This is a genomic window from Streptomyces sp. NPDC049597 (assembly GCF_040675505.1).
GTDB lineage: Bacteria > Actinomycetota > Actinomycetes > Streptomycetales > Streptomycetaceae > Streptomyces.
Window position 1 is genome coordinate 54,265 of the sequence record NZ_JBFAOY010000005.1, and the last position, 12,936, is coordinate 67,200.

9 protein-coding genes are annotated in these 12,936 nt (G+C 71.5%); 7 read left to right on the forward strand and 2 right to left on the reverse strand.

Annotated features, from left to right (window positions below; all coding sequences use genetic code 11):
* Window positions 1-104 precede the first annotated feature (104 nt).
* The 3 genes from AB0K02_RS08415 to AB0K02_RS08425 all read left to right on the forward strand — a co-directional run bounded on the left by AB0K02_RS08415 (window position 105) and on the right by AB0K02_RS08425 (window position 7,265).
* Window positions 105-833, forward strand: a complete 729-nt coding sequence (locus AB0K02_RS08415; protein ID WP_365991564.1) for a VIT1/CCC1 transporter family protein — start codon at window positions 105-107, stop codon at window positions 831-833.
* Window positions 834-1,252: 419 nt separating this feature from the next.
* Window positions 1,253-5,812, forward strand: a complete 4,560-nt coding sequence (gltB, locus tag AB0K02_RS08420; RefSeq protein ID WP_365991565.1) for a glutamate synthase large subunit — start codon at window positions 1,253-1,255, stop codon at window positions 5,810-5,812.
* On the forward strand, window positions 5,805-7,265 hold the full coding sequence (locus AB0K02_RS08425; RefSeq protein WP_365991566.1) for a glutamate synthase subunit beta: 1,461 nt from the start codon (window positions 5,805-5,807) through the stop codon (window positions 7,263-7,265). Before gltB ends, AB0K02_RS08425 begins: the two co-directional genes overlap by 8 nt.
* Before the next feature lie 566 nt (window positions 7,266-7,831).
* Here AB0K02_RS08425 and AB0K02_RS08430 read toward each other — a convergent pair.
* Window positions 7,832-9,400, reverse strand: coding sequence for an MFS transporter (locus AB0K02_RS08430; RefSeq protein WP_365991567.1), 1,569 nt, complete (start codon window positions 9,398-9,400; stop codon window positions 7,832-7,834).
* Window positions 9,401-9,531: 131 nt separating this feature from the next.
* Here AB0K02_RS08430 and AB0K02_RS08435 point away from each other — a divergent pair, with 131 nt between their 5' ends.
* From AB0K02_RS08435 to AB0K02_RS08445, 3 genes are all read left to right on the forward strand, one after another.
* Window positions 9,532-10,275, forward strand: a complete 744-nt coding sequence (locus AB0K02_RS08435) for a VWA domain-containing protein (RefSeq protein ID WP_365991568.1) — start codon at window positions 9,532-9,534, stop codon at window positions 10,273-10,275.
* Window positions 10,272-10,847 (forward strand): HutD family protein, encoded by a 576-nt coding sequence (locus AB0K02_RS08440; protein WP_365991569.1) that lies wholly within the window; start codon window positions 10,272-10,274, stop codon window positions 10,845-10,847. Before AB0K02_RS08435 ends, AB0K02_RS08440 begins: the two co-directional genes overlap by 4 nt.
* Before the next feature lie 160 nt (window positions 10,848-11,007).
* Window positions 11,008-11,481 carry a pyridoxamine 5'-phosphate oxidase family protein gene (locus tag AB0K02_RS08445; protein ID WP_365991570.1) on the forward strand — a complete coding sequence of 158 codons (474 nt, stop codon included), beginning with the start codon at window positions 11,008-11,010 and terminating at the stop codon, window positions 11,479-11,481.
* A gap of 119 nt (window positions 11,482-11,600) precedes the next feature.
* Here AB0K02_RS08445 and AB0K02_RS08450 read toward each other — a convergent pair whose 3' ends face one another.
* The gene (locus AB0K02_RS08450) at window positions 11,601-12,443 is read right to left on the reverse strand and encodes a hypothetical protein (RefSeq protein WP_365991571.1); all 843 of its coding nucleotides are present in this window, start codon (window positions 12,441-12,443) and stop codon (window positions 11,601-11,603) included.
* Window positions 12,444-12,657: 214 nt separating this feature from the next.
* Between AB0K02_RS08450 and AB0K02_RS08455 the strand changes: the two genes are divergently transcribed.
* Complete coding sequence (locus AB0K02_RS08455) at window positions 12,658-12,861, forward strand: cold-shock protein (RefSeq protein ID WP_020871138.1); 204 nt, start codon at window positions 12,658-12,660, stop codon at window positions 12,859-12,861.
* Window positions 12,862-12,936: the final 75 nt, after the last annotated feature.

Sequence of the window (12,936 nt, forward strand, 5' to 3'; positions counted from 1 at the left end):
TTAGTAAAGCCTGCCTTGCTGGCGCGCCCCTTACATCGTGCGTATTTTCGAGGGACTTCAGGGGGCGCGGGTCCGCCGGGTCCGCTGCCGGAGAGGGGAGAGCTGTGTCCATCATCGAAACCGAGGCCGCACTTCACGAGGCGCACCGTGACAACCACACGCACCGTGACGTGAACGGCGGCTGGCTGCGCCCGGCGGTGTTCGGCGCGATGGACGGGCTCGTGTCCAACCTCGCCCTGATGACCGGCGTCGCGGGCGGAGCGGTCTCGCAGCAGACCATCGTCATCACGGGGCTGGCCGGACTCGCGGCGGGAGCGTTCTCGATGGCCGCCGGCGAGTACACCTCCGTCGCCTCGCAGCGGGAGCTCGTCCAGGCCGAACTCGACGTGGAACGGCGGGAGTTGCGCAAGCACCCGATCGACGAGATGGAAGAGCTCGCCGCGCTCTACGTCGCCCGCGGCGTCGAGCCCGCACTCGCCCGCGAGGTGGCGATGCAGCTCTCCCGGGACCCCGACCAGGCCCTGGAGATCCACGCCCGCGAGGAGCTGGGCATCGACCCCGACGACCTGCCCTCGCCCGCCGTCGCCGCCGTCTCGTCCTTCGGCTCGTTCGCGCTCGGCGCGCTGCTGCCGGTCCTGCCGTACCTGCTCGGTGCGAGCGCCCTGTGGCCGGCGGTGCTCGTCGCCCTCGTGGGGCTCTTCGCCTGCGGCGCGCTGGTCGCCCGGGTCACCGCACGCAGCTGGTGGTACAGCGGGCTGCGCCAGCTCGCACTGGGCGGCGCCGCCGCGGCCGTCACGTACGGTCTGGGCATGCTCATCGGCGGCGCGGTCTGACCCCGCCCGCGCGGAAGCATCCGCACCGGCCCAAGTCAAGGGCCGGTGCGGTGGCATTTTCGGGCTCCGTCGCGGACCCTGTGACGTATGTCCTCTCCTCGAACGGGGCTCGGGGTGAGACACTATGCATGGCAGCACATAAGTAGCCGTTACCCGGTGGTTTCGATGTCGTAATCCCGGGGCATGAGCCGTAGGCGCTGCGGGCAACGAAGCCCGCTTTTGCGATGGTCCTCCGAATCCCGATCTGTCCGGTCCATTCGGCTGTGACCCACCCCTCACCGCTTGGCGCGGTGTCCGCATGCTGGAATGACCTATCCGCTTTCCGAGAAGCACTCCATCATGTAACCTGCACGAAATTTCGCGGAGGGCCAACGTCGTCCCTCGGCACTGCACATGCCACGACGACGACGGGAGAGCCGATGCGTTCCGACGCCTGGTCGCCCATGGACGGTCGCCCCGCCCCCCAGGGGATGTACGACCCCCGTAACGAACACGACGCCTGCGGTGTCGGGTTCGTGGCCACCCTCACCGGTGTAGCCAGCCATGAGCTGGTCGAGCAGGCGCTGACCGTACTGCGGAACCTCGAGCACCGCGGCGCCACCGGATCCGAGCCGGACTCCGGCGACGGCGCGGGCATCCTGATGCAGGTCCCGGACGCCTTCCTGCGCGAGGTCGCGGGATTCGACCTCCCCGAGGCCGGCTCCTACGCCGTCGGCATCGCCTTCCTCCCCGCCGACGGCTCCGCACAGGCCGTCTCGCGGATCGAGACGATCGCCGCCGAAGAGGGCCTGAACGTCCTCGGCTGGCGTGAGGTCCCCGTCACGCCCGACCTCCTCGGCAACGGCGCCCGCGCCACCATGCCCGCCTTCCGCCAGCTCTTCGTCGCCGACGGCACCAGCAGCGGCATCGCGCTGGACCGCAAGGCCTTCGTGCTGCGCAAGCGCTCGGAGCGCGAGGCCGGGGTGTACTTCCCCTCCCTCTCCGCCCGCACGATCGTCTACAAGGGCATGCTGACCACCGGCCAGCTGGAGCCCTTCTTCCCGGACCTGTCCGACCGGCGCTGCGCCACCGCCGTCGCGCTCGTCCACTCCCGGTTCTCCACCAACACCTTCCCGAGCTGGCCGCTGGCCCACCCGTACCGCTTCGTCGCGCACAACGGCGAGATCAACACGGTCAAGGGCAACCGCAACTGGATGCGCGCCCGTGAGTCGCAGCTCGCGACCGGCCTGTTCGGCGAGGGCGCCCTGGACCGGATCTTCCCGGTCTGCACCCCCGACGCCTCCGACTCCGCCTCGTTCGACGAGGTCCTCGAGCTGCTCCACCTCGGCGGGCGCTCGCTGCCGCACTCCGTGCTGATGATGGTCCCCGAGGCGTGGGAGAACCACGACTCCATGGACCCGGCCCGGCGCGCCTTCTACCAGTACCACTCCACGATGATGGAGCCCTGGGACGGACCGGCCTGCGTCACCTTCACCGACGGCACGCAGGTGGGCGCCGTGCTGGACCGCAACGGTCTGCGCCCCGGACGGTACTGGGTCACCGACGACGGACTCGTGGTCCTGTCGTCCGAGGTGGGCGTGCTGGACATCGACCCCGCGAAGGTCGTCCGCAAGGGCCGCCTGCAGCCCGGCAGGATGTTCCTCGTCGACACCGCCGAGCACCGCATCATCGAGGACGACGAGATCAAGTCCGCCCTCGCCGCCGAGGCCCCCTACGCCGAGTGGCTGGAGGCCGGCGAGATCGAGCTCGAGGACCTCCCCGAGCGCGAGCACATCGTCCACACCCACGCCTCGGTCACCCGCCGCCAGCAGACCTTCGGCTACACCGAGGAGGAGCTGCGCGTCCTCCTCGCCCCGATGGCCCGCTCCGGCGCCGAGCCGATCGGCTCCATGGGCACCGACTCGCCGATCGCGGCTCTCTCCGAGCGCCCGCGGCTGCTGTTCGACTACTTCACCCAGCTGTTCGCGCAGGTCACCAACCCGCCGCTGGACGCCATCCGCGAGGAGCTCGTCACCTCGCTGCACTCCTCGCTCGGCCCCCAGGGCAACCTGCTGGAGCCGACCGCCGCGTCCTGCCGCAGCGTCACCCTGCCCTTCCCGGTGATCGACAACGACGAGCTGGCCAAGCTCATCCACATCAACGCCGACGGCGACATGCCGGGCATGACCGCCGCCACGCTCGCCGGCCTCTACCGGGTCTCCGGCGGCGGCGACGCGCTGGCCGCGCGGATCGAGGAGATCTGCGCCGAGGCGGACGCCGCCATCGAGAACGGCGCGCGCCTGATCGTGCTCTCCGACCGGCACTCGGACGCCGAGCACGCGCCGATCCCGTCGCTGCTGCTCACCTCCGCCGTGCACCACCACCTCATCCGCACCAAGCAGCGCACCCAGGTGGGCCTGCTGGTCGAGGCCGGCGACGTCCGCGAGGTGCACCACGTCGCGCTGCTCATCGGCTACGGCGCCGCCGCGGTCAACCCGTACCTGGCCATGGAGTCCGTCGAGGACCTGCTGCGCGCCGGTACGTTCATCGAGGGCATCGAGCCCGAGAAGGCCATCCGCAACCTGATCTACGCCCTCGGCAAGGGCGTCCTCAAGGTCATGTCCAAGATGGGCATCTCCACGGTCGCCTCCTACCGCGGCGCGCAGGTCTTCGAGGCCGTCGGCCTGGACGAGGCGTTCGTCGAGAAGTACTTCAACGGCACCGCCACCAAGATCGGCGGCGCCGGTCTCGACGTCGTCGCCAAGGAGGTCGCCGCCCGCCACGCCAAGGCGTACCCGGCCTCCGGCGTCCCCTCCGCGCACCGCGCGCTGGAGATCGGCGGCGAGTACCAGTGGCGCCGCGAGGGCGAGCCGCACCTGTTCGACCCGGAGACGGTCTTCCGCCTGCAGCACGCCACGCGCAACAAGCGGTACGACATCTTCAAGAAGTACACGGACCGCGTGAACGAGCAGTCCGAGCGGCTCATGACGCTGCGCGGCCTGTTCGGCTTCAAGAGCGACCGCGAGCCGATCTCCATCGACGAGGTCGAGCCGGTCAGCGAGATCGTCAAGCGCTTCTCCACCGGCGCCATGTCGTACGGCTCCATCTCCAAGGAGGCGCACGAGACCCTGGCCATCGCCATGAACCAGCTGGGCGGCAAGTCCAACACCGGTGAGGGCGGCGAGGACCCGGAGCGCCTGTACGACCCCGAGCGCCGCTCGTCGATCAAGCAGGTCGCCTCCGGCCGCTTCGGTGTCACCAGCGAGTACCTCGTCAACGCGGACGACATCCAGATCAAGATGGCCCAGGGCGCCAAGCCCGGCGAGGGCGGCCAGCTGCCCGGCCACAAGGTCTACCCGTGGGTCGCCAAGACCCGGCACTCCACCCCGGGTGTCGGTCTGATCTCGCCGCCGCCGCACCACGACATCTACTCCATCGAGGACCTGGCGCAGCTGATCCACGACCTCAAGAACGCCAACCCGGCCGCCCGCATCCACGTGAAGCTGGTCTCCGAGGTCGGTGTCGGCACGGTCGCCGCGGGTGTCTCCAAGGCACACGCGGACGTCGTCCTCATCTCCGGCCACGACGGCGGTACGGGCGCCTCCCCGCTCACCTCGCTGAAGCACGCGGGCGGCCCCTGGGAGCTCGGCCTCGCCGAGACCCAGCAGACGCTGCTGCTCAACGGCCTGCGCGACCGCATCGTCGTGCAGACCGACGGCCAGCTGAAGACCGGCCGCGACGTCGTCATCGCCGCGCTGCTCGGCGCCGAGGAGTTCGGTTTCGCAACCGCGCCCCTCGTCGTCTCCGGCTGCGTCATGATGCGCGTCTGCCACCTGGACACCTGCCCGGTCGGCATCGCCACGCAGAACCCGGTGCTGCGCGAGCGGTTCTCCGGCAAGGCCGAGTTCGTCGTGAACTTCTTCCAGTTCATCGCCGAAGAGGTCCGCGAGATCCTCGCCGAGCTGGGCTTCCGCAGCGTCGAGGAGGCCGTCGGCCACGCCGAGCTGCTCGACACCACGCGTGCCGTGAACCACTGGAAGGCGCAGGGCCTCGACCTCGCCCCGCTCTTCCACGTGCCCGAGCTGCCCGAGGGCGCCGTGCGCCACCAGCTGATCGAGCAGGACCACGGCCTGGAGAAGGCCCTGGACAACGAGCTCATCGAGCTGGCCGCCGACGCTCTGAACGCGGCGAGCGCCGAGGACGCCCAGCCGGTGCGCGCACAGGTCGCGATCCGCAACATCAACCGCACCGTCGGCACCATGCTCGGCCACGAGGTGACGAAGAGGTTCGGCGGCGCGGGTCTGCCCGACGACACCGTCGACATCACGTTCACGGGCTCCGCGGGCCAGTCCTTCGGCGCCTTCGTGCCGCGCGGCATCACGCTGCGCCTGGAGGGCGACGCCAACGACTACGTCGGCAAGGGCCTGTCCGGCGGCCGGATCGTCGTGCGCCCGGACCGCGGCGCCGACCACCTCGCCGAGTACTCGACCATCGCCGGCAACACCATCGCGTACGGCGCGACCAGCGGCGAGATCTTCCTGCGCGGCCGCACCGGCGAGCGGTTCTGCGTCCGCAACTCGGGCGCGACCGTCGTCTCCGAGGGCGTGGGCGACCACGGCTGCGAGTACATGACCGGCGGCCACGCGGTGGTGCTCGGCGAGACGGGCCGCAACTTCGCGGCCGGTATGTCAGGCGGCACCGCGTACGTGATCGACCTGGACCGGGACAACGTCAACTCCGGGAACCTGGAGGCGGTCGAGGCCCTGTCCGAGGCCGACAAGCAGTGGCTGCACGACGTCGTGCGCCGCCACCACGAGGAGACCGGATCGACCGTCGCCGAGAAGCTCCTCGCCGACTGGACCGCGAACGCGGACCGGTTCAGCAAGATCATCCCGACCACGTACAAGGCAGTGCTCGCCGCCAAGGACGCCGCTGAGCTCGCCGGTCTCTCCGAGCAGGAGACCACCGAGAAGATGATGGAGGCGGCGACCAATGGCTGACCCCAAGGGCTTCCTGACCACCGGGCGCGAGGTCGCCAAGACCCGCCCCGTCGAGGAGCGCGTCAAGGACTGGAACGAGGTCTACGTCCCCGGCTCCCTGCTGCCGATCATCAGCAAGCAGGCCGGCCGCTGCATGGACTGCGGCATCCCGTTCTGCCACAACGGCTGTCCGCTCGGGAACCTCATCCCCGAGTGGAACGACTACGCCTACCGCGAGGACTGGTCCGCCGCGTCCGAGCGGCTGCACGCGACCAACAACTTCCCGGAGTTCACCGGTCGTCTGTGCCCCGCTCCCTGCGAGGCGGCGTGCGTGCTGGGCATCAACCAGCCCGCCGTCACCATCAAGAACGTCGAGGTCTCCATCATCGACAAGGCGTGGGACTCCGGTGACGTGACCCCGCAGCCGCCGGAGCGCCTGTCCGGCAAGACCGTCGCGGTCATCGGCTCGGGCCCGGCGGGCCTGGCCGCCGCCCAGCAGCTGACCCGGGCGGGCCACACGGTCGCCGTGTACGAGCGCGCCGACCGCATCGGCGGCCTGCTGCGGTACGGCATCCCCGAGTTCAAGATGGAGAAGGTGCACATCAACCGGCGCATCGAGCAGATGCGCGCGGAGGGCACCAAGTTCCGCACCGAGATCGAGATCGGCCGCGACATCGACGCCGCGAAGCTGCGGCAGCGGTACGACGCGGTCGTCATCGCGGCCGGCGCCACGGTCTCCCGCGACCTGCCCGTCCCGGGCCGTGAGCTGCGCGGCATCCACTTCGCGATGGAGTACCTGCCGCTCGCCAACAAGGTGCAGGAGGGCGACTTCGTCGCTCCCCCGATCACCGCCGAGGGCAAGCACGTCGTCGTCATCGGCGGTGGCGACACCGGCGCGGACTGCGTCGGCACGGCCCACCGGCAGGGCGCGGCGTCCGTCACGCAGCTGGAGATCATGCCGAAGCCGGGCGAGGAGCGCTCGGCGGGGCAGCCGTGGCCGACCTTCCCCATGCTCTACAAGGTCACCTCGGCGCACGAGGAGGGCGGCGAGCGGGTCTACTCGGTCTCGACCACCCACTTCGAGGGCGACGAGGACGGCAACGTCCAGTTCCTCCACCTCGTCGAGGTCGAGTTCGTCGACGGCAAGCTGGAGCAGAAGCCGGGGACGGAGCGGAAGATCCCCGCGCAGCTGGTCACCCTCGCCATGGGCTTCACCGGCACGGACCGGGCCAACGGCCTGGTCGAGCAGTTCGGCCTGGAGCTCGACGAGCGCGGCAACATCGCGCGGGACGCCGACTTCGCGACGAACGTCGACGGTGTGTTCGTGGCGGGCGACGCGGGCCGCGGCCAGTCGCTGATCGTGTGGGCCATCGCCGAGGGCCGCTCCGCGGCGCGCGGAGTGGACCGCTACCTGACGGGGGCGAGCGAACTGCCCGCCCCGATCCGCCCGACGGACCGAGCGCTGACGGTCTGACGCGGATCCCTTGATCGTCCCGTACAACGGCGTGCGGAACTGATCGCGGCGCCTGCCCCTGTCCCCGACCGGACGGGCAGGCGCCGCGGTGCGTCCGGGCCCGGGGCGGTGGCCCCGGGCCCCTGCGCGGTCCCCTTGCGGGCCACCTCTTTGCGGGCGCCGCCTCGGGGGAGTGCTGCCCCAGCCGTACCGGCCGGGTTCTGCCAGGGCCCAGGTGCCGGCGGGCCTGTGTGCGCGGCGCGCCTGCCGGGGCTCTGCCCCGGACCCCGCGCCTCAATCGCCGGCGGGGCTGGTTGTCGGCTCGTTGTGGGCTGCCGGGTCAGGGGGCTCTGCTTGCGGCGCACGGCGCGGTGGGTGCCCGGCGGGTGCGCGTCCATCGTGGGCGGGGCTGGTTGTGGCTCGTTGTGGGCCCGCCGTGCGAGGCGGCTCTGCTTGCGGCGCACGGCGCGGTGGGCCGGTGGGTGCGCGTCCGTCGCCGGCGGGGCTGGTTGTCGGCCCGTTCTCGGCTGCCGGGTCAGAGGGCTCTGTCCGCCGCGCACGGCGCGGCCGGAGCCGGTGGGAGCGCCTCAATCGGCGGCCGGGCTGGTCTGTATCGGCCGGTTGCCCGCCGTGGGGCCGATGCGGGCCGGGTGGTTGTCGGTCCGGGAGGTTCGCAGGGACGCGGGCGGCGCGGCGGGGCTGCGGCCGGTCCTCAGCAGGTGGTGGACTAGGAGCGCCGACGCCAGCAGCACGAGCGTCACGGTCAGCTCCGTCACCCGCCACGCCGCCGTGAAATCGGGCGCCAGTGCCGGGTGCCTGCCCGCGACCACCTCCGCGGCGAGCGCGCGGTCGCCTATGCGGCCCTCCACCAGACTCGTCAGCGCCGCGCCGAAACCGGCCAGCACCAAGGCCCCCATGCCGCTGCGGGCCGTGTTGAGCAGACCGGACGCCATACCGATCCGGTCCGGCTCGACGATGCTCATGGCCTGCGCGTCGATCTGGCCCATGGCCAGCCCGTTCCCCGTGCCGATGAGGAGCAGCGGGCCCGCGAGGGCGAGCGGCCCGGCGTCCGGCGTGAGTGCGACGGCCAGCCAGCCGTTGCCCGCCGCCGACAGAAGCAGCGCACCGACGATCAGCCGCTGCGGCGGCACCACGCCCCGGCTCACCAGACGTCCCCCGAACGAGGGGAGCAGGAACACCGGCGCGGTCGCCATCAGCATGACCAGCCCCGCGTCCTCGGCCGTCAGGCCGCTCGCACCCTGGAGGTACGTCGGCAGGAAGACCAGTACGCCGGTCGCCCCGCCCGCGACGAACATCGCCCCGAGTGTCCAGCCCATGAAACGCGGATCGCGTACCAGGGACAGGTCCAGCAGGGGATGGCCGCTGCGCCGTTCCACGACGACGAACACCGCCAACAGCACGGCACCGGCCGCCATGGGCCCGAGCACCCGTACGCTGCCCCAGCCGGCGTCGGCGCCCTGGGTGAGCGCGAACATCAGCAGAGAGAGACCGGCGATGAACGTCGCGGCGCCCGGTAGATCCACCCGCGGCCTCGTCGCCGACCTGGACTCCGGCATCAGACGCGTCCCGAGGAGGATCAGCAGTCCGGCGACGCCGAAGGCGAGGAACGTGGCCCGCCACCCGAAGGCGCCCACCAGCCGCCCGGACAGCGTCGGGCCCACCGCGATGCCCATGCCCGCAACGGTGCCCATGGCAGCGAACACCCTTGTGCGGGCCGGGCCTTCGAAGACCGTCGCGAGGATCGCGGAGCCGCCTGCCATCACCGCAGCCCCGCCCACACCCGCGAGCGTTCTGGCCACGTCGAGCACGAGGACGTCGTCGGCCGTGGCGGCGGTGAGCGTGCCCGCCGCGTAGAGCGCAGCCCCGGTCGCGTACATCCGCCGCCGTCCGAACAGGTCGCCCAGCGAACCGGAGACAAGCATCACGGAGGAGGCCGCCAGGATGTATCCGGTGACGACCCATTGCAGGGCCGCCCCTGACGCGTCGAGGTCGCGGCCGATCTCCGGGAGCGCGATCGACGTGCCCGTCATGGCCATCGGCAGGACGAGATAGCCGAGAAGGACGACGAGGAGGGCGAGTACGGGACGGGAAGGACGGCCTGCAGTGGGACGGGATGGACGGCGTGGAGTGGTCATGCGCCTCACCCTGATCCCTCAACCTTGCTTGAGGTCAAGGGCATTGGGGGCGCGGACGCCGGGAAGGTACCCTCGGCACGATCCCCCCGCGCACCTGCGCACCCCGCACGGCACGACGAACGGAGCGCCGCATGGCCCTCGCCGGCACCACCCCGGGCCCGGCCATCAGCCTCCGCAAGGTCGAGGAGCGTGCTCCCGCGCTCGTGAGCCTCTACAAGTCGGCCGGCGTCAGCCTCCACAAGCACGGTCTGCACGGGCAGCGCGCCGCCGTCTATCTGGTCCTCGACTACTCCGGGTCCATGAAGGAGTACTACGGGGACGGCAGCGTCCAGGCGCTCGCCGACCGCGTCCTCGGGCTCTCCGCCAACCTCGACGACGACGGCCGCGTCCCCGTCGTGTTCTTCTCCACGGACGTCGACGCCGTCACCGACATCGCCCTCGACCGCCACCACGGCCGGGTCGCGGAGATCGTCGCCGGCCTCGGACACATGGGCAGGACCAGCTACCACCTGGCCATGGACGCCGTGATCGACCACTACATCGACAGCGGCGCCACCGCCCCGGCGCTGGTGGTCTTCCAGACCGACGGCGGTCCGATCAACAAGCTCGCCGCCGAACGCTACCTGTGCAAGGCGGCACGGCTGCCGCTGTTCTGGCAGTTCATCGGCTTCGGCAACAAGCGCAGTTCGCAGTTCGACTTCCTGCGCAGGCTCGACGAACTCGCCGTCCCCGCCAGGCGTTCCGTCGACAACGCCGGTTTCTTCCACGCCGGGTCCGACCCGCGCCAGGTGCCGGACGCCGAGCTGTACGACCGGCTGGTGGGGGAGTTCCCGCGGTGGCTCGCCGCCGCCCGTGCCCAGGGCATCGTCCGATGACCGTGCGCGTACTGCGTGCCGCGGGCCGCACCGCCGTGCCGTGGAAGAACGGCGGCGGGGTGACCAGGGAGATCGCCGCCTCGCCCGAGGGCGCGCCGATGGACGCCTTCGACTGGCGGATCAGCCTCGCCGAGGTCGCGGCGGACGGCCCCTTCTCCGCGTTCCCCGGGGTGGACCGCACCCTCACCGTGGTGGAGGGCCCGGGCATGGACCTCTCCGTCGGCGGTGAGAGGCTGCTCGTCGACGAGCGGTTCGTGCCCCGGGACTTCCCCGGCGACCGCGCCACCGACGGCCGGCTCCTCGGCGGCCCGGTGGTCAACTTCAACGTCATGCACCGACGCGACCGCGCCGAGGTCGTCACCGCGGTCGTGCGGGGCAGCCTGCCCGTCGTCGTCCCGGACGGTTCGGTCGCCGTGGTCGTGGCCCTGCGGGGGACGACAGTGCTGGAGGCCGGGCTTCCCGGGCGTGTCACGCTCGACCGGTACGACGCGGCCGTGGTGGACGGCCATGCGGGCGTCCTGCGGGCGGACGGCGACGCGGCGGTGGTCACGATCCGCGTCACGGCCGCCTGAGCCCCGCCGGGCGGACCGCTGCCCGTCCGGCGTCAAGGACCCACCCTGAACACCGGGCTGGGAGGACGCCTGCCGTCCGTCGCCCAGGCGCTCGGCCACGCCTGGACGCCGCGGCTAAAACCCGACAGCGGACGTCCGGTTTCCCTGATGGGATGAGGCCATGACCTTCGTCCCCTGGTCCGCCTTCCGGACCGCCGAGCCCGCCTTCGCCGAGACCGTCCGACACCGCTTCGAGCGTTACCGACACCATGTGCTCGCCACTCTGCGCAAGGACGGATCACCCCGCCTGACCGGCCTGGAGGTGGACTTCCGCTTCGGTGAACTGTGGCTCGGCATGATGCCCTGCTCCCGCAAGGCGCAGGATCTCCAGCGCGATCCGCGTTTCGCCCTGCACGCCAATCCAGGAGCCGACGACTCCATGGACGGCGGTGACGTGCGCATCTCCGGGCGCGCGGTCGAGGTGACCGACCCCGAGGAGGTGGCGCGCTTCGTCGCCGAGGCCGAGCCGCCCGAGCCCTTCCACCTCTTCCGGGTGGAGATCGGCGAGGTGGTGCGCACCTGTGTCGAGGACGACGAACTGGTCGTGCGGACCTGGCGCCCGGGCGCGAAGGTCAGGACGGTGAGGCGTCGCTGACCGGCGATGCCGTCCAGGCCCCGGTGTTCGAGCCGTGCTCTCGGGCACGCGGGACCTCGTGGTCGCGGGCGGTACGCGGAGCATGCCGATGGTCCCCGTCGCCGCCGCGTCCCGGCGGCCTAGGCCCCCGCCGCCGGCAGGCCCATCGGGTTCGGGAAGCGCAGCGCACCCGCGCACGCCCGCGACAGCGGCGTCAGCGTCTTCAGCAGCTCGTCGGCCGCCCCTGCCGCCACTGCCGCCCCGTCCGTCGCCGCCTCCACCGCGCGGTGGACCTCCCGGCCGGCGTCCGTCGCCGTACCGTCAGGATTCAACAGCCCGCGATCGGTGAGGCGTTGGCAGGCCGCCGACCACTGCTCGTCCGACCACCCTCGGTGCGGCTGGAGTTCGGAGCGCGGCAGGTCGATACCCGCCCGCAGTACCAGGACCTCGCAGCCGTCGAGCCCCGCTGCCACCAGCGCCGCCACATGCCCGTCCCCGCGGTGCTCACGCAGGAGCGTGGCGCAGTGCCACAGCCGGTCGACCGGATCGTCGGGCCAGGGCAGGCCGGCGTTCGCCGCGGCCAGCGGACGGCCCGCGACGCCGAGGTCCCGGGCGTACGGGGTCAGCAGCTCCACGGCCCGGGCGGTCTCCGTCTCCAGGCCCACGAGCAGGCGGCGCAGCGCCGCCCGCGCGCCCGAGCGGCGCGCGGCGAGCGCGTCCCCGGGGGAGACCAGGTCCCACACGGACGGCAGCGCGCGAGCCACCATCGCAGGGGCGAACGAGAAGAACGCCGCCACCACCGGCCCCGGGCCGACCGGCCCCAGCGGCGCGGCGCGCCCGGCGAAATATCCGCGCCAGAATCCGCGCAGCCCGGCCTCCTCGAAGGCGGCGTGGGACTCGGGCGCGAAGTAGGTGACGGCGTGGACCGGTTCGATCAGGGACCAGAGCGTACGGGCGGTGTTCTTGGTCGTGTCCATGTCCATGAGGGGATTCTGCCCGAGGAATCCCGACCTTTGCCGTCGATTCGTGCTACGGTGACGACGTTGCAGTTTTGGTACCCATGAACTTTGTGTGCGCCTGACGGGAATGCTTCCTCAGGCGCACGTTTTGTTTCCGGTCTCTCCGGATGGGGTCAATGCGGCGACAGGGAATCCGCGCAGTGTGGATTCTCGGCTTGCCCCGTTTTAGGAGAATGACATGGCAACTGGCACCGTGAAGTGGTTCAACGCGGAAAAGGGCTTCGGCTTCATCGAGCAGGACGGCGGCGGCGCCGACGTCTTCGCCCACTACTCCAACATCGCCACCTCGGGCTTCCGTGAGCTCCAGGAAGGCCAGAAGGTCACCTTCGACGTCACGCAGGGCCAGAAGGGCCCGCAGGCGGAGAACATCGTCCCGGCCTGATCGCTGGACGTACACCTCGGCCGGGGCCCGCACCGCACGGTGCGGGCCCCGGCTCGTTCTGTCCACAGGGACCAG